Origin of the sequence: Listeria aquatica FSL S10-1188, assembly GCF_000525795.1 — a bacterium.
Classification (GTDB): Bacteria; Bacillota; Bacilli; order Lactobacillales; family Listeriaceae; genus Listeria; species Listeria aquatica.
On record NZ_AOCG01000014.1, the window covers coordinates 36,282 to 52,955 of the forward strand.

Annotated in this window: 12 protein-coding genes and 6 pseudogenes; 1 reads left to right on the top strand and 17 read right to left on the bottom strand. The window is 40.0% G+C overall.

Annotation, left to right across the window (positions count from 1 at the left end; genetic code table 11):
- Positions 1-11: 11 nt before the first annotated feature.
- The 4 genes and pseudogenes from MAQA_RS11365 to MAQA_RS11380 form a co-directional block, all read right to left on the bottom strand.
- A complete protein-coding gene (locus MAQA_RS11365; protein WP_036074051.1) occupies positions 12-476 on the bottom strand; it encodes an S-ribosylhomocysteine lyase in 465 nt (154 codons plus the stop codon).
- Between the two features lie 76 nt (positions 477-552).
- Positions 553-2,965 (bottom strand): annotated as a pseudogene (gene parC, locus MAQA_RS11370) (DNA topoisomerase IV subunit A).
- A gap of 47 nt (positions 2,966-3,012) precedes the next feature.
- Positions 3,013-4,971: pseudogene (gene parE / locus MAQA_RS11375) on the bottom strand (DNA topoisomerase IV subunit B); the annotation flags it as partial.
- Positions 4,972-5,073: 102 nt separating this feature from the next.
- A complete protein-coding gene (locus MAQA_RS11380) occupies positions 5,074-5,481 on the bottom strand; it encodes a CoA-binding protein (RefSeq protein WP_036074055.1) in 408 nt (135 codons plus the stop codon).
- Positions 5,482-5,691: 210 nt separating this feature from the next.
- On the opposite strand from MAQA_RS11380, the gene plsY reads away from it, so the two are divergent.
- Positions 5,692-6,288: a glycerol-3-phosphate 1-O-acyltransferase PlsY gene (gene plsY / locus MAQA_RS11385; RefSeq protein WP_036074056.1), complete on the top strand. Its 597-nt coding sequence runs from the start codon at positions 5,692-5,694 to the stop codon at positions 6,286-6,288.
- A 49-nt stretch (positions 6,289-6,337) separates the two neighbouring features.
- Here plsY and MAQA_RS11390 read toward each other — a convergent pair whose 3' ends face one another.
- The 13 genes and pseudogenes from MAQA_RS11390 to MAQA_RS11435 all read right to left on the bottom strand — a co-directional run bounded on the left by MAQA_RS11390 (position 6,338) and on the right by MAQA_RS11435 (position 16,552).
- Positions 6,338-7,210 (bottom strand): aldose 1-epimerase family protein, encoded by an 873-nt coding sequence (locus MAQA_RS11390; protein WP_036074057.1) that lies wholly within the window; start codon positions 7,208-7,210, stop codon positions 6,338-6,340.
- A complete protein-coding gene (locus MAQA_RS11395) occupies positions 7,207-7,524 on the bottom strand; it encodes a hypothetical protein (RefSeq protein WP_036074147.1) in 318 nt (105 codons plus the stop codon). The genes MAQA_RS11390 and MAQA_RS11395 overlap by 4 nt, the downstream gene beginning before the upstream one ends.
- A gap of 5 nt (positions 7,525-7,529) precedes the next feature.
- Positions 7,530-7,958: an acyl-CoA thioesterase gene (locus tag MAQA_RS11400; RefSeq protein ID WP_036074059.1), complete on the bottom strand. Its 429-nt coding sequence runs from the start codon at positions 7,956-7,958 to the stop codon at positions 7,530-7,532.
- A 142-nt stretch (positions 7,959-8,100) separates the two neighbouring features.
- Positions 8,101-8,880, bottom strand: a complete 780-nt coding sequence (gene codY / locus MAQA_RS11405) for a GTP-sensing pleiotropic transcriptional regulator CodY (protein ID WP_036074062.1) — start codon at positions 8,878-8,880, stop codon at positions 8,101-8,103.
- A 20-nt stretch (positions 8,881-8,900) separates the two neighbouring features.
- Positions 8,901-10,308: pseudogene (gene hslU / locus MAQA_RS11410) on the bottom strand (ATP-dependent protease ATPase subunit HslU).
- A gap of 13 nt (positions 10,309-10,321) precedes the next feature.
- Positions 10,322-10,861 carry an ATP-dependent protease subunit HslV gene (hslV, locus tag MAQA_RS11415; RefSeq protein WP_036074065.1) on the bottom strand — a complete coding sequence of 180 codons (540 nt, stop codon included), beginning with the start codon at positions 10,859-10,861 and terminating at the stop codon, positions 10,322-10,324.
- Between the two features lie 21 nt (positions 10,862-10,882).
- Positions 10,883-11,787: pseudogene (xerC, locus tag MAQA_RS11420) on the bottom strand (tyrosine recombinase XerC).
- A 231-nt stretch (positions 11,788-12,018) separates the two neighbouring features.
- Positions 12,019-13,323: an FADH(2)-oxidizing methylenetetrahydrofolate--tRNA-(uracil(54)-C(5))-methyltransferase TrmFO gene (gene trmFO, locus MAQA_RS11425; RefSeq protein ID WP_036074068.1), complete on the bottom strand. Its 1,305-nt coding sequence runs from the start codon at positions 13,321-13,323 to the stop codon at positions 12,019-12,021.
- Between the two features lie 29 nt (positions 13,324-13,352).
- Positions 13,353-13,847, bottom strand: coding sequence for a DNA topoisomerase family protein (locus MAQA_RS16675; RefSeq protein ID WP_420911948.1), 495 nt, complete (start codon positions 13,845-13,847; stop codon positions 13,353-13,355).
- A 3-nt stretch (positions 13,848-13,850) separates the two neighbouring features.
- A pseudogene (locus MAQA_RS16680) lies at positions 13,851-14,057 on the bottom strand (DNA topoisomerase); the annotation flags it as partial.
- A gap of 31 nt (positions 14,058-14,088) precedes the next feature.
- A pseudogene (gene topA / locus MAQA_RS16685) lies at positions 14,089-15,167 on the bottom strand (type I DNA topoisomerase).
- A gap of 22 nt (positions 15,168-15,189) precedes the next feature.
- Positions 15,190-15,435, bottom strand: a complete 246-nt coding sequence (locus MAQA_RS16690; RefSeq protein WP_420911946.1) for a toprim domain-containing protein — start codon at positions 15,433-15,435, stop codon at positions 15,190-15,192.
- Positions 15,436-15,721: 286 nt separating this feature from the next.
- Entirely contained in the window at positions 15,722-16,552 is an 831-nt protein-coding gene (locus tag MAQA_RS11435; protein ID WP_036074071.1) for a DNA-processing protein DprA, read from the bottom strand.
- Positions 16,553-16,674 lie beyond the last annotated feature (122 nt).

The window sequence follows — 16,674 nt, forward strand, 5'->3', positions numbered from 1 at the left end:
AAGAGTTTTTTTTATGCAAACACTTGCGACCAATTTGCGCGTTTCGCTAAAAACTCACGTGCAAGTTCTTTTGCTCCTTCTAAACTGTGACTTGCGGCAAAACCACATTGCATCTCATTGCACGCAGGTACTTCATCTTGTATTAAAACATCCTTTAATGTTTCCTCTAAAATACGAAGAAAATCTTCATAGTCATCATGGTTGATCATGGAAACGTAAAAGCCCGTTTGGCAGCCCATTGGACTAATATCAACGACTTTATCCGAATGATTTCGCGAAAGTTCTGCCATCAAATGCTCAAGTGAATGGAGCGCTGGCATTTCCATATGCGCCTTATTAGGTTGCTTAAAGCGCACATCATATTTATAAATCTCATCCCCGTGCATGCCCTTTTTTACACCAGCAAGCCTCACATACGGCGCCTTCACCTTCGTATGATCCAAGTTAAAACTTTCTACATTCATTTTTTCACTCATAAAAAAGCTCCTCTCCACAATCTTTTAAGCTAGAAAAACCGACCAATCTTTTCCTCGAATAGCCGGTTTTCAGCTGTTACAAATTTGTTTCTCCAGGTTCTTCTTTAATCTCAGGAATCTCTAACCAAGCATCAATCGGTTTCCCTTCTAGTGCCTCGTCGACAACAAACGAGCCATTAGAATATCGATCAGCTGTCCGCACATTTTTCAACTCCACTTCAACAAATTGTTCCTTATCAGTTTCAATCATCAGGAACTCATCACTTGCAGCAAGGAAAACGCCAAAAACGCGATGCGGACTATTTTTCAATTCGCGAAGCATGATCAAACCTCGTTTGGCACGTGAAATTGGTTCAAATTCTGTAAGCTTCATTTTCTTCAGTGAACCGCGCTGTGTCAACAAGAAGAGTTTTTTCGTTTCTTCTCTCGGGATAACAACGGCTCCACTTACTTCATCACCGCTCTTTAAGTTAATGGCCTTTACACCTGCTGTTCTTGCACCAGAATCAGGCACTTCATCAACCGCATATCGCAAGCCGTAACCAAATTTACTTGCAAGGAAAACGTCTTCTGATCGATCAATCAAGTCAACACTTAAAAGCTCATCGTCCGCTTTTAGTTTAATCGCCATCATCGATTTCGAGTAGCGCTGAGGTTTGTAATTTGCAATAAGCGAGGCCTTGATCATACCAAGACGCGTTACAAACAAGAAATATCTTGCATTATCAAACTTGGAAATGCCTTTAGCCGCGATAATTTCTTCACCCTGGCCTAAGTCTCCTGCCAAATGGCTGATGTGGTCTCCCAAATTTTTCCAGCGCATTTCCGGTAGCTCATGCACTGGCCGGTAAATGAAATTCCCGCGATTTGTAAACATTAACAAGGAATCCATAGTATTCAGCTTTTCGATAAAAATCGGATGATCCAAATCCTTCATAGCTAAATCTTGGCCATTCGAAGCACTATAAGATCGCATACTTGTCCGTTTCACATAGCCTTCTTTCGTTACCGAAACGACAACATCTTCACTTGCTACAAGCACCTCTGTGTCAATCTTAATTTCTTCAATCTCAGCTTGAATTTCAGTAAGACGAGCTGTTTTATATTTTTTCTTGATTTCTTTTAGCTCATCTTTCAAAACAGCAATAAGCTCACTTGGATTCTGCAAAATTTTCTCAAGCCGACTGATTTTTTCTTGCAATTCCTTTGCTTCTTCTCGTAGTTCAGTAATATCGGTATTTGTTAGGCGATAAAGTTGCAAGGAAACAATCGCTTCTGCTTGTTTTTCACTAAAATCATAGCGATCCTGCAAATTCAGTTTCGCATCACGTTTATCTTTTGATTCACGAATCAAGCGAATCACTTCATCAAGAATCGAGAGAGCTTTCATTAATCCAGCTAAGATATGCTCGCGCGCACGCGCCTTCCGAATATCAAATTCTGAACGTTTCGTAATGATTTCTTTTTGGTGGGCAATATAAGCATCAAGTAACGAGATTAAGCCCATCAAAACGGGACGCTTATTAAAGATAGCTACCATATTGAAATTATAGCTCACCTGCAAATCCGTATTTTTGAATAAGTAATTCAAAACCCCTTCTGCATTCGCTTCTTTCTTTAGTTCAATCGCAATTCGAAGGCCAGTTCGGTCTGTTTCATCACGAACTTCCGAAATTCCTTCAATTTTTTTTATCGATTCGGAGTTCATCAATCCGTTTAACAAGACTTGCCTTATTGACTTCATACGGAATCTCATAGACAGAAATTTGCTTTCTACCCCCGCGAATATCTTCAATCTCGGTTTTCGAGCGAACCACAACTCGCCCTTTCCCAGTTTCATAAGCTTTTCTGATCCCATCAGCACCTTGAATAATTCCGCCAGTTGGGAAATCCGGTCCTTTAACGATTTTAAGCAAGGTTGAAAGATCACATTCTGGGCTATCGAGCCGCTTGATAACTGCATCAATAATTTCCCCCAAATTATGTGGCGGAATATCTGTCGCATACCCAGCAGAAATCCCTGTTGACCCGTTGACAAGCAAGTTTGGAAACCGCGCCGGAAGTACCGTTGGCTCACTCGATGTATCATCAAAGTTGGGTACAAAATCCACCGTTTCCTTCTCAATGTCGCGCAAAAGTTCAGCAGCAATCGGAGCAAGCCTTGCTTCCGTATAACGCATCGCAGCAGGCGGATCTCCGTCCACACTCCCATTATTTCCGTGCATTTCAATTAAAACATTGCGCACTTTCCAGTCTTGACTCATCCGAACCATTGCATCATAAACAGAGGTATCACCATGTGGATGGTAATTCCCGATAACGTTTCCGACTGTTTTGGCCGACTTACGGAATCCCTTGTCAGCCGTATTGCCTTCTTCGTTCATCGCGAATAAAATCCGTCTTTGAACGGGCTTCAGTCCATCACGCGCATCTGGAAGCGCACGTTCTTGAATAATGTATTTACTATAACGGCCAAAACGGTCGCCCATTACCTCTTCAAGCGCTAAATCTTGAATTTGTTGTCCAGGTGTATTGCTCAAGATTCATCCGCCCCCTCTACCATATTTTCATTGTCTAGAATATTTGAATCATCTTCGAGGCTAAATTCTACGTGAGACTCAATCCACTTCCGGCGAGGCTCAACTTTATCTCCCATAAGTGTTGCAACACGACGTTCTGCTCTTGCCACATCTTCCATCCGCACCCGAATCAAAGTTCGTGTTTCCGGATTCATAGTTGTTTCCCAGAGCTGGTCGGCATTCATTTCCCCAAGACCTTTGTAACGCTGAATCATGTAGCCTTTCCCAATTGTTTGAATCGCTCCATCCAGTTCGTCATCAGTCCACGCATATTCAATCACTTCTTTCTTGCCGCTTCCCTTGCTTACTTTATAAAGTGGAGGCAAAGCAATGTATACCTTCCCCATTTCAATGAGCGGGCGCATATACCGGTAAAAGAAAGTGAGAAGTAAGACTTGAATATGTGCCCCGTCAGTATCCGCATCTGTCATGATAATAATCTTGTCGTAGTTGCAATCTTCTACTTCAAATTCTGGACCAACACCAGCACCCACCGTGTGAATAATGGTGTTGATTTCTTCATTTTTTAAAATATCTTGGAGTTTTGCCTTTTCAGCATTAATGACTTTCCCGCGAAGTGGCAAAATAGCTTGAAAATGCCGATCGCGTCCTTGTTTAGCTGATCCTCCGGCTGAGTCCCCCTCAACCAGATAAAGTTCGTTTCGGCTTGCATTACGAGATTGCGCTGGTGTCAGTTTCCCAGAAAGAAGGGTTTCCGAGCGCTTCCGTTTCTTGCCATTACGCGTTTCTTCACGCGCTTTTCGAGCTGCTTCTCGTGCTTCTCGTGCTTTGATCGCCTTTTTAATGAGCAAACTACTTGTATCTGGATTTTCCGCAAGAAAATAAGCGATGTGCTCAGCAACCACAGCCTCCGTTGCCGCACGTGCTTCTGTCGTTCCTAATTTTTCCTTCGTTTGCCCTTCAAATTGGAGCATTCGCTCGGGTACGCGAACTGATAAAACAGCTGATAAGCCTTCACGAATATCGCTACCTTCAAGGTTTTTATCTTTTTCCTTTAAAAGTCCAACTCGTTTTGCGTATTCATTAAAGACACGAGTCATCGCAGAACGCATTCCAGCTTCGTGAGTTCCCGCATTTGGCGTCCGAACATTGTTAACGAAGCTAAGCACCGTTTCCGAATAGCCATCGTTAAACTGAAAAGCCATTTCAATTTCGATATCGTTGCTTTCACCTTCAAAAGCAACAACAGGATGCAAGACATCTTTTCCTTCATTGATATATTCAACAAAGTTTTTGACACCTTCTTCAAAATAAAATGCTTCTCCCATGCCAACACGTTCATCGATTAGTTCAATTCGCAAACCTTTAAGCAAGAACGCGGATTCGCGCAGACGTTCTGATAAGACTTCATAGTTGAACGAAGTGACTGGAAAAATCTCTGGATCAGGCTTAAATCGGAGTGTCGTTCCTGTATCTTTTGTTTTACCAATTTTAGTAAGCTTACTTACCGGTTTCCCGCCATGCTCAAAACGTTGTTCATAAATAGCTTGGTCACGGTGAATCGTCACCGTTAGCCATTCCGAAAGTGCATTAACAACTGATGAACCTACGCCGTGCAATCCACCACTTGTTTTATAACCGCCTTCTTGACCAAATTTCCCACCAGCATGCAAAACGGTCAAAATAACTTCTACTGTTGACTTTCCCGTTTTATGCATTCCGATCGGCATACCACGACCATGGTCGGTTACACTCACGCTTCCGTCTTCATGTAAAATTACTTTGATTTCTTTCCCATATCCATTTAATGCTTCATCGACAGAATTATCGACAATTTCATATACTAAATGATGAAGTCCACGTACATCAGTTGATCCAATATACATTGCAGGTCTTTTCCGAACCGCTTCCAGTCCTTCCAGTACCTGAATAGAATCATCGTTGTATTCACTTTTTTTTCATCCATTCAAAACTCCTTTCATCTTCATCCTGCCACATTTTCTTAAGTTGTTCTAAAAGCCGTGAAAAAACAGGCCCAGAAAGAACCTGTTCACCTGTTAATGTTCCATTTCGCGGTAAGCTACCTTAATGCATTTGTCCATAATCACTGGGTAATGATTTTCTAGAAGTTCATAAGCTTCTTCGTTAAAAAGCCCAAGTTGTGCCCAGAAAACATCAGCATCTATATTTAGGAAATCACGCGCAATCTCTGGTAAAAACTCAGAACGCCGAAAAACATTGACAATATCCACATGCTCCTCAATTTCGCCAAGGCTTGCTACCGTTTTCTCCGAAAGAATTTCTGTCGCCTTTGGATTTACAGGAATAATTCGATAACCCGCTCCCTGCATAAACTTAGCAACCTTATAGCTTGTTCGTTCTGGATTATCACTTAACCCAACAACCGCAATGGTTTTTGCTGATTTTAGGATCGTATCAATTTGTTGTTTACTCGGGTTTTGCACGCTACTTGCCCCTTTCCTTTGAACAAGAAGTTCGTTCGCTTTTTAACGTTTCTATTCAAAGTACTATTTTATCGTTTAAATGCCTCATTGTAAAGCCACTAACCAAGAGTTCGCTAAAAAGAGGTAGCAAATTCCTCGCTTTTTCACCATTTCGATGTAAACTATGCTATAATTCATAACAGCAAATACCGTTACAAAAGGGGTTTTAAAATGATTACCAAATTGGTGTTACTGTGCCTCGCCGCATATATCATCGGATCCATTCCGTCTGGCCTTTGGATTGGAAAGCTATTTTATAAAAAAGATATTCGAGAATTCGGTAGCGGAAACTTAGGTGCTACAAACTCATTTCGCGTTCTCGGGGTAAAGGCAGGTTCTGTTGTCACTGTCATTGATATCTTAAAAGGATCACTTGCAACGCTACTACCGTTTTTCTTTTTACCACAACTTGATGCCCATTTTATGTTGCTAACGGGCGTTTTTGCGATCATTGGGCATAGTTTCCCTATCTTTGCTAGCTTCCGCGGGGGAAAAGCCGTCGCTACTTCTGCCGGTGTCGTGCTCGCTTATGCACCACTTCTATTCATTGCTGCTATCGTTGTCTTTCTTTTAACACTTAAGATCAGCAAATATGTATCTTTAAGCTCAATGGTTGCAGCTGTTGCCGCATTTATCATTTCCCTTTTTATGGGTGATGTGATTTTAATCGTGCTCATCACATGCTTAGCTTTATTCATTATTTGGCGGCACCGTGCTAATATTAAGCGAATTCGAAATGGCGAAGAACCGAAAATCACTTGGATGTAAGATGTAAAGCAAAGGAATTCAGCGTACCTAAGTACGCTGAATTCTTTTTTTATCCAAGTTGAATGCTGTATTCTGACGTAAAAATGGCTTCAGGATCCAAATGCTCGATTCCCGCTTTATCTCGAAGCTCAACGGACTCCCCAATACTATCTGCGATTCCAAACCAGGGTTCTATACATAAAAATGGTGCACCGTCCCCTGGTGTCCAGATGCCAACAAAAGGAAAATGAGGGAAGGAAACCTTAACGAAATGTGGATGTTTTTTCGAACGAATAGCTATTTCATTTCCATTTAGTCCTTCAAAGATAAGCGCATCGTTTTCAAATAAGGAATAGTCAAGTGCTAGTGTCTCAGTTTTTTCATCGGCTAGCGGCTTTAATTTCCCACTGCGATAAGGTCCTTCAAGTAAAAGTGTATCAAGTTTTTCTTTTTGACCAAAATCAAGATAGTAGTCCTCAAATTTCGTTCCTTCTGTAAGTGGAACGTTGAATGCGGGGTGCGCACCGATAGAAAAATAAATTCGCTCTTTGTCTGTGTTTTCAACTTGATACTCAACTTGAACTTGATCCTCAAGTAGCGTATAAGTAACTCTTAAGCGAAAAGAAAAAGGATAGATGAGTTTCGATTTATCATCAGCCTCTAGCTCAAGTATGGCTTGATTTCCGACTAATTCAACTGCAGTAAACGTTTTGTCCCGTGCAAAACCATGTTGCGTTAAGTGAAAGGCCTCCCCATCTACATAATAGGTATCGTCCACTAAACGGCCCACAGTCGGAAATAAAATTGGTGCATGTCTTCCCCAAAATGCTTTTTCGGCATCCCACAAATAGTCTAGTCCTGTTTTCTTGTGGTAAATTCGTGTTAGTTCAGCTCCCTGTTCCGTTAATTCAACAAGTAGCGACTCATTTTCTAATTTAATCATTCCGTATCTCCCCTCAAATGAAACCGATCAATTTGGTCCCATTTTCCTTCTTCTTCCAAAATTTTCAGTTGAATATCACCGAACAAATCATAATGAGGTAGATCCTTATGCCCGTAATCAATATAATTTTCCGGTAAATGATATTTTCTGCCCCATCTTTTTAAGGCTTCAATGTCAGCGCTTGCAGCTTTCGTCACGGTTTTAGAATTAGGAAACCGGTCATCAAGCCAGTAATGTGTTAAAAGCGCAACCTCACCTTGTTCTGCCTTTTTTTTAAACGCTATTAATTCCTCACGTTGTACACCAAAGGCCATTTTTTTCATCCTTCCTCAAGCGCTTGTAAATATTTTTCATGCCAGTCTTTTAACTCTCGTTTTAGCGCAACCGGTTTAAAATCGTCTTTTGTTACACAAACGTGTTTTGTCTCACCTGTAATTGCAATTTCGCCACTATCTGCATAACAAATTTCATAGCCATATGTGACGCGTAAGCCATCGTAGGCTAATAACCAAGTCTTAACAATCGCTTCTTGCCCGTAACGCAGTGGTTTTCCGTAATGAATCGAAACATCAATAACTGGCGATAAAAAGCCGAGCTGCTCCATGTCATAATAACGGAGGCCGAGGCTTTCTTCGATGAAGTGGTTCCGCCCAAGCTCCATCCATACAAGATAATTAGCGTGATAGACAACGCCCATTTGATCCGTTTCTGCGTAGCGAACTTCTATTTTGGTTTCCGTATATAACATAAACTGGTCCCTCCAAAAAACAATATCCTTTTCTATTTTAGCAAATTATCGGAGAAAAAAGAAATCTGAGCATAATAAAAAGCCCCTTGCTTTCTAGTTGCCTAGAATAGTTCTAGAAAGCAGGAGACTTTTATCTTTAAATTTAGCTATTTTTTAGTTTTTCAAGTTCAACTAGGAATTTATCATTTAATACACGGATAAAGGTTCCTTTCATTCCTAGTGAGCGTGAATCAATGACGCCAGCACTTTCTAATTTACGAAGTGCATTGACGATAACTGAACGAGTAATTCCTACGCGGTCAGCAATTTTAGAAGCTACTAATAAGCCTTCTTTTCCATTTAATTCATCAAAGATGTGTTCAATTGCTTCAAGTTCACTATATGAAAGCGAGCTGATTGCCATTTGTACGACAGCACGGCTACGCGCTTCTTCTTCAATTTCTTCCGCTTTTTCATGTAGAATTTCCATGCCTACAACAGTGCTTCCGTATTCAGCAAGTAAAAGATCATCATCTGTAAAATTATTTTCCATACGTGATAAAATAAGAGTTCCAAGGCGCTCTCCTCCGCCTAAAACAGGAACGATTGTTGTTAAACCTTTGGTGAATAAGTCAGTATTTTCAATTGGGAAAGCAGTATATTGGCTTGAAACTTCTAGGTTTGCAGAAGTTTCATTCACATTAAACAAACTTTGTGTATATTCTTCCGGGAATTGACGTTCAGAAAGCATTTGTTTCATACGTTCATTTTCAATGGGTAAAATTTCTGAATAACCAAGAAGTTTTCCTTTACGACTAACGATATACGTATTGGCTTCGATCACATCACTCAGTGTATCTGCCATTTCTTTAAAGTTAACTGTTTTTCCTGAAGTATTTTGTAACATTGCATTAATCTTTCTTGTTTTTTCTAATAAGCTCATAATTAGCTCCTCCTAAAATTTTATAAAATAAATTGGGTCAAATCTTTGCTTTGCATAATCGAATCGAGTTTTTCATTTACATATTTTTCCGTAATCGTCACTTGATCTAAGTTGATGTCAGGTGCTTCAAATAGCAGATCTTCAAGTAATTTTTCAAGAATCGTGTGAAGACGTCTAGCGCCGATATTATCTGTTTCTTGGTTGACTTGAAAAGCAATTTCAGCAAGTCTTGCAACAGCTTCTTTTGTAAAAATAAGTTCAATACCTTCTGAACGAAGCAGTGCTTTATATTGCTTAATCAGTGCGTTGTCCGGTTCAGTTAAAATCTTGACAAAATCTTCTTGCGATAATTTATCAAGTTCAATTCGAATCGGAAAACGACCTTGGAGCTCAGGAATTAAATCAGATGGTTTCGACATATGGAAAGCTCCAGCCGCAATAAATAAAATGAATTCTGTATTCACAAGTCCATATTTCGTCACCACTTGAGACCCTTCGACAATCGGAAGAATATCACGCTGAACTCCTTCTCGCGATACTTGAGCACCATTTCCGCTTTCTTTTGTTGCGACTTTATCGATTTCATCAATAAAGATAATTCCTGTCTGCTCAGCTCTTCTAACAGCTAATGCTGCAACTTCTTCTTGATCAATGAGTTTTGAAGCTTCATCTTCAAATAAGATTTTCTTAGCTTCTTTCACCGTCACCCTGCGTTTCTTTTTATTTTTCGGCAAGAGACTAGAAAAAGCTTCCTGCATACCTGCTAATTGATCCATTCCCCCGCCACGCATCATGTCAAACATCGGATTTTGCTGTTCGGTAACTTCGACCGTTACCATCTCATCATCAAGTTCTCCGCGCTCTAGTCGATACTCAAGCTGATTACGCTTTTGCTTCAACGTTTCATCAACGGGTTCACTTTCTTCTTCTGAAGAACGAGACGCATTTTGAAACAACGCTTCAAATGGATTTTGTGAAGTCGTTTGTTTTTTCTTGTCTGCTGGGGCAAGAAGCTTAATAATTTTCTTTTCAGCATTTTTTTTCTGCTTTAAAACGAACCGTTTGCATTTTTTCTTCTTTGACTAGTCGAACAGAAACTTCTACCAGATCACGAACCATTGATTCAACATCACGCCCAACGTAACCCACTTCTGTGAATTTCGTAGCCTCTACTTTCGTAAAAGGTGCTTTGACGATTTTTGCAATTCGGCGCGCAATTTCTGTTTTCCCAACACCAGTTGGACCAATCATTAAAATATTTTTGGGAATGATTTCATCACGCATCGCTTCATCCATCATCATTCGGCGATAGCGATTTCTAAGGGCAACAGCGACTGATTTTTTAGCGCCGGTTTGACCAATGATATATTGATCCAGTTTTTCAACAATTTGACGTGGTGTTAATTGAGAAGTTGCTCCATTTTCCACCTCTATCACCTCTTTATAATTCTTCTACGATAATGTTGCCATTTGTAAAAACACAAATCTCTGAAGCAATTTCAAGGGCATGTTTCGCAATTTCTTTTGCTTCCATATCCTCTCCGATGTGACGCATGAGTGCACGACCAGCAGCAAGTGCATAATTCCCACCAGAGCCGATTGCAAGGATCCCATCATCTGGTTCTATAACTTCCCCTGTTCCAGAAACGAGTAACAGAGTTTCTTCATCCATTACGATTAACATGGCTTCTAGTTTTCGAAGCGCATTGTCACTGCGCCATTCTTTAGCAAGCTCAACAGCTGCGCGTTCAAGATTCCCATTATATTCATTTAGTTTACTTTCAAATTTTTCAAACAACGTAAAAGCGTCTGCAACTGAACCTGCAAAGCCAGCAATCACTCGGTCGTGAAACAAACGTCTTACCTTTCGAGCCGTATGCTTCATCACCACTGATTCACCAAGTGTTACCTGCCCGTCACCAGCCATTGCACCCTTACCATTATGCTTAATAGCAAAAATTGTCGTTGCATGCAATTCCATTAGTCAACTACCTCCTATTTTTCATGCCCGAGGATGATGCTTCATATAAGTAGTTTTGAGATGTTCTTTAGTAACATGGGTATAGATTTGTGTAGAAGATAAACTCGCATGTCCTAAAAGTTCCTGAACCGTTCGCATATCCGCTCCATTGTTCAAAAGATCCGTTGCAAACGTATGACGCAACATATGCGGATGAATCTTTCTTGTCAAAGCTGCTTTTTCGATGGTCTTCGTTAAACAATAGCGAATGCCACGTGTTGAAAGCGGATCGGCGTAGTGATTTATAAGTAAAGCATCATGATGTTTATGATATTTGTTTGAAAGAATAGCTCGTCCCTTTTCAAGATATACACTAAGCGCATCCTCTAAAAAAGAGCCATATGGAACATATCTTTCTTTGTTTCCCTTCCCTTTAATCAAAATAGCTTGATAGGTATTATCGATGTCCGAAAGCTGTATCTGCGCGGCTTCAGAAACACGTATCCCAGTTCCATAAAGCAGTTCTAGAATAACACGATTACGAAGTGTAAGTGGTTCATCATTTTCATAAACGACCTGAAATAAAGCTTCCATTTCTTCGTTATAGAAAAACTTTGGAAGCCTGAGATCTTTTTTTTGCGTGCGAGACATATGTAAATGGATTGTCAGAAATCACACCCTCACGAATCAAAAAATGATAAAAACTACGCAAACTTGAAATCTTTCGTGCGACAGAAGTGCGAGAAAATTGTCGTTCATTGAGCATAGTTAAATATAAACGAACAACTAAATAGTCCACCTCCGTGAAGCTTTCAATTGCTTGTTGATTTAAAAAAAGTTTGAAAATCATGAATATCCTCAAAATAGGCAATTTCCGTATTATCCGAATAGTTTCTTTCCACTCGAAGATAATCCATAAACTTGGGTAAAAACTGCTCTTCTTCCATGATAAATCCACCTCTCAAACAACTCCATCGTAACACAAGGAAAAGCGAGTTGCAATAATTTTACGCATTTTTCACAACATTTCCAATTAAATTAGAATCCGCGTCAATTCAAGCGATTTGAAAGCTATAGTCAATCTGTCAAACCTACTGTATAAAAGTTGGACTATTCAAACAAATGAAATCAAAAGAAGATAAAGGCTAGCACACTAGCCCTTATCCATTATAGTCGTTTTATAATTCTTCTGCAACACTTTTTATAGCAGCTAACGCTCTTTCAGCTAATTTAGCATTGCGTTCTTGTTTAGCACGAATTTTTTCAGGTAGTTCTGGGAACAAACCGAAGTTTACATTCATCGGTTGAAAGGTTTTGGTATTCGTAGAAGTAATATAATTAGCCATACTTCCGATCGCACTTTCTCTTGGAAACACAATTGGTTCTTCCGAAGATACAAAGCGCGCAGCATTAATCCCAGCGGCAAGACCACTAGCAGCTGATTCCACGTAGCCTTCAACCCCTGTCATTTGACCTGCAAAGAACAAATCCTTACGAGTCTTTAATTGATAGGTACTTTGCATCGCCTTCGGAGAATTAATAAATGTATTCCGATGCATCACTCCATAGCGGATAATTTCCGCATTTTCTAAACCAGGAATCATTTGAAAGACACGTTTTTGTTCGCCCCACTTCAAATGAGTTTGAAAACCTACCATATTGTAAAGTGTTCCAGCCGCATCGTCTTGACGAAGCTGAAGGACCGCATAAGGACGTTTTCCAGTCTTTGGATCTTCAAGGCCAACTGGTTTAAGAGGACCAAACAGCATGGTTTTAATCCCACGTTTCGCCATCACTTCAATTGGCATACACCCTTCAAAGAAAACCTCTTTTTCAAAGCTCTTTAACTCAGCAGTTTCTGCACTAATCAAGGCTTCATAGAACGCAGTAAATTCTTCTTGTGTCATTGGACAATTGAGATATGCCGCTTCACCTTTATCATAACGAGATTTTAAATAAACTTTTTCCATATCAATACTATCTTTTTCGATAATTGGAGCTGCCGCATCATAAAAATACAGATAATCTTCTCCAGTAACTTTGCGAATTTCTTCGGCTAACGCTTCACTCGTCAGTGGACCCGTTGCAATAATTGTCGGGCCTTCTGGTATTGCTGTCACTTCTTCGTTAAAGACCGTTACAAGCGGATGATTTTTCACTTGTTCAGTTACATAGCCGGAAAATTCATGACGGTCAACAGCGAGCGCACCTCCAGCCGGAACAGAAGCTCGATCAGCCGCTTTTATAATAATCGAATCAAGCATTCGCATTTCTTCTTTGATAACTCCAACCGCATTTGTTAAACCATTTGCACGAAGTGAGTTCGTACAAACTAGCTCAGCAAATTTATCCGTATGGTGGGCTGGCGTTTGCTTCACTGGACGCATTTCATATAAATGCACTTTTACTCCACGCTTCGCGAGTTGCCAAGCTGCTTCACTTCCAGCTAAGCCCGCTCCAATTACATTGACCGTCTTTTCCAACTAACTTCCTCCTTCGATCAGATCTCCGCCTATTTTTGTGTTTCTTCTTTGTAATCACAATTCGTACACTGGACTTGAACGCCTTTTTTCAATTTCTTCTCAACGAGGGCATGCTCGCCGCATTTTGGACAAGGCCGTTCAACTGGTTTATCCCAAGAAACATAATCACAATCTGGGTACCGATTGCATCCATAAAAAATTCGGTTCTTCTTGCTCTTTCTTTCAATCACTTGACCTTCCCGACATTTCGGGCAAGTAACCCCAATTTCTTTTACAATAGCTTTTGTATTACGACATTCAGGAAAACGACTGCAAGCTAAAAACTTACCATATTTTCCCATTTTATATACCATCGGAGCTCCGCAAACATCACAATCAATTCCTGCGGGTTCATCTTTGATTTCGATTTTTTCCATTTCTTCATCGGCGCGTTTTACATGTGGTTCAAATTGTTTGTAAAACTCATCAATGACTTTGATCCACTGCATTTTACCGTGCTCAATTTCATCCAGATCATTTTCCATATCAGCTGTAAAGCTAACATCTAAAATTTCCGGGAAATATTCAGAAATCATTTCATTCACAATTTCTCCAAGTTCAGTTGGCGCAAATCGCTTATTCGTAAGCGAAACATAATTACGACGCTGGATGGTATCAATCGTCGGGGAATACGTAGAAGGTCTACCTACCCCAATTTCTTCCAAAGTACGTACCAGTCTAGCTTCTGTGTAACGTGGAGGTGGCTGTGTGAAATGCTGACGCTGTTCAAGCGACTCCGAAGTAACTTTGTCCCCTTTTTTTCAGCTCAGGTAAAATATTTTCTTTTTCTTCTTTATTGTCATCGTTACTTTCCACATATACCTTCATAAAACCAGCGAACTTGATTTTCGAACCGTTTGCTCGAAAGCGAACGCCATTATTTTCCATATCAACACGCATAGTATCAAGAACAGCCGGTGTCATTTGGCTTGCAACAAATCGCTCCCAGATCAAACGATAAAGTCGAAGTTGATCCCGACTTAGATATTCTTTCATTTCTTGCGGCGAACGCAAAACACTTGTAGGTCGAATAGCTTCGTGGGCATCTTGTGAACCTTTTTGATTCTTATCTTGCCGTTTTTTCTTGCGGGCAAAATCTGTTCCATAATTTTCTTCAATGTAATTATACGCTTCATTCGTTGCTGTATCAGAAATCCGAGTAGAATCGGTACGCATGTAAGTGATTAACCCAACAGTCCCTTGTCTACCAAGTTTTATTCCTTCATACAATTGTTGAGCAAGCATCATCGTTTTACGCGTTCTAAAATTCAGTTTACGTGCAGCTTCTTGTTGCAGTGATGAAGTTGTAAAGGGAGCTGCTGGATTACGAAGTCTTTCCTTTTTCGTAACATCAATTACTTCATAATCTTTACCTTTAATTTTCGCCATGACTGCTTTAACATCCGCGGCATTTTCCAATTTTTTTCTTTTTTACCATCTACGCCGTAAAAATTCGCTTGAAACGATTTACGACCTTTTTTGAAATTCCCATCAATTGTCCAGTATTCTTCAGGTTTAAAGTTATTGATTTCTTTTTCACGATCAATAATCAAACGAAGTGCAATCGACTGAACACGTCCTGCACTTAAGCCTTTTTTGATTTTTTTCCAAAGAATGGGGCTAATGTTGTAACCCACAAGTCTGTCAAGCACCCGCCGAGCTTGTTGAGCATCAACAAGATCCATGTCAATCTTACGCGGATGTTTAAAAGATTCTTTCACTGCATCCTTCGTAATTTCATTAAAAACAACCCGCAGGTCATCTGTCTGGTCAAGCTCTAAACTATTCGCTAAATGCCATGCAATAGCCTCTCCTTCTCTGTCGGGGTCAGCTGCGAGATAAACTTTTTTTAGCTTTTTTAGCCGCTTGTTTCAATTCTTTTAAAACAGGTCCTTTACCACGGATCGTAATATATTTAGGCTCAAAGTTATGTTCAAAATCAACGCCCATCTGGCTTTTAGGCAAATCGCGAACATGTCCCATCGAAGCTTTCACTTGATATTTTTTTCCGAGATATTTTTCAATTGTTTTAGCTTTTGCTGGTGATTCTACAATAACAAGATAGTCTGCCATGTATTCATTTCCTCCCTAATTGGGTCAAATAAACGGGCTAAATAAACAATCTTCCTTTTATTTTTTGCCTCGTTTTACTGTTCAAATTATCCAAAGTGTTCGAACAACTTGATTCAGTAGTCAATAATAGCCCGTAAAAAAAAAGTTTGTCAATCTATATATTTCTTCAACTAGATTTTACGCACTTAATATAGAAGGTTTTTGTTACCCTTTAGCAAACTTATCTCAAAAATTTTAGAAATGCAAGCTAAATCCCCTTTTTCTCATGAAAAATTAATCCATTTACTTAAAATAAGAAACTTTCGACAACCTGTTGAGGATTCGCAACAAGCCTCGCCCCCTCCATGATAAGATCATGAGCGCCTGCCGATCCATCCGAAAAAATATTTCCTGGAACGACAAAAACTTCACGATTTTGCTCAACAGCATATTGAACAGTAAGGAGCGCACCGCCTCGCGATTTTTCTTCCGTGAGTAATACGCCTCTAGAAATTCCACTTAATAGCCTGCTACGCTCCTCCAAAAAACGCGAGTCAAATGCAGTATCAGGCGTATATTCAGTTATCGTTACCCCCGTTTGTTCAATTTTTTCCAGTAATTGCCGATTATTTTTTGGAAACAAAGAGTGATGGCCTGACGCTAATACGCAAACGATTTCGCCTCCCATTCTAGCTGACGTTCTTAAAACTGTTTCCTCCGTTCCATTTAACGTGCCCGTAAGCACTCCAAATTTCGACTTCATGAGTCCATTTGTAAAAAAACGCGTAACAGCTTTTCCATAAGGGCGCATTTGATGCGTTCCGATTACTGTAATGAGTTCTTTTTCTAGTAAAGAAAAATTCCCCTTACCAAAAAGAAGTGGCGGAGTAAAAGTGATTTCACGCAGCAAACGCGGATAATTGTCATCATCATAAAAAATGATTCTTCCCCCTTCCTCAAAAAAAGCTTGAAAATCAGTCGAATTTCTTTTAATCCATTTCCGTTCCTCGCTTGACAAAAGAGTTGAAATTTCTTTCTTAGATTGGTGAGCTCGGTAGCGAGCAAATAACTCTGCTCGCCTTCTTGCAGGGAGACTTGCAAGCTCTCCCCATTCTGCATGATTCATTTTAAAGTTCATCAGATTGACCTCCTTTTAGCCATCTTACTGAAAGTTATCAAGAAGGTAAAATCCGCAAAAATGCTTTTTAAGGCTAGCAAAAAAGCTGTCCTTTAAAAGACAGCTCATTATCAAACTTTCAT

Bases quoted from the DNA above. Each gene is read 5' to 3' on its own strand.
- MAQA_RS11365 (WP_036074051.1), bottom strand. From the start codon at position 476: ATGAGTGAAAAAATGAATGTAGAAAGTTTTAACTTGGATCATACGAAG.
- plsY (WP_036074056.1), top strand. From the start codon at position 5,692: ATGATTACCAAATTGGTGTTACTGTGCCTCGCCGCATATATCATCGGA.
- MAQA_RS11390 (WP_036074057.1), bottom strand. From the start codon at position 7,210: ATGATTAAATTAGAAAATGAGTCGCTACTTGTTGAATTAACGGAACAG.
- MAQA_RS11395 (WP_036074147.1), bottom strand. From the start codon at position 7,524: ATGGCCTTTGGTGTACAACGTGAGGAATTAATAGCGTTTAAAAAAAAG.
- MAQA_RS11400 (WP_036074059.1), bottom strand. From the start codon at position 7,958: ATGTTATATACGGAAACCAAAATAGAAGTTCGCTACGCAGAAACGGAT.
- codY (WP_036074062.1), bottom strand. From the start codon at position 8,880: ATGAGCTTATTAGAAAAAACAAGAAAGATTAATGCAATGTTACAAAAT.
- hslV (WP_036074065.1), bottom strand. From the start codon at position 10,861: ATGGAATTGCATGCAACGACAATTTTTGCTATTAAGCATAATGGTAAG.
- MAQA_RS16675 (WP_420911948.1), bottom strand. From the start codon at position 13,847: ATGGAAAATGATCTGGATGAAATTGAGCACGGTAAAATGCAGTGGATC.
- MAQA_RS16690 (WP_420911946.1), bottom strand. From the start codon at position 15,435: ATGGCAGACTATCTTGTTATTGTAGAATCACCAGCAAAAGCTAAAACA.
- MAQA_RS11435 (WP_036074071.1), bottom strand. From the start codon at position 16,552: ATGAACTTTAAAATGAATCATGCAGAATGGGGAGAGCTTGCAAGTCTC.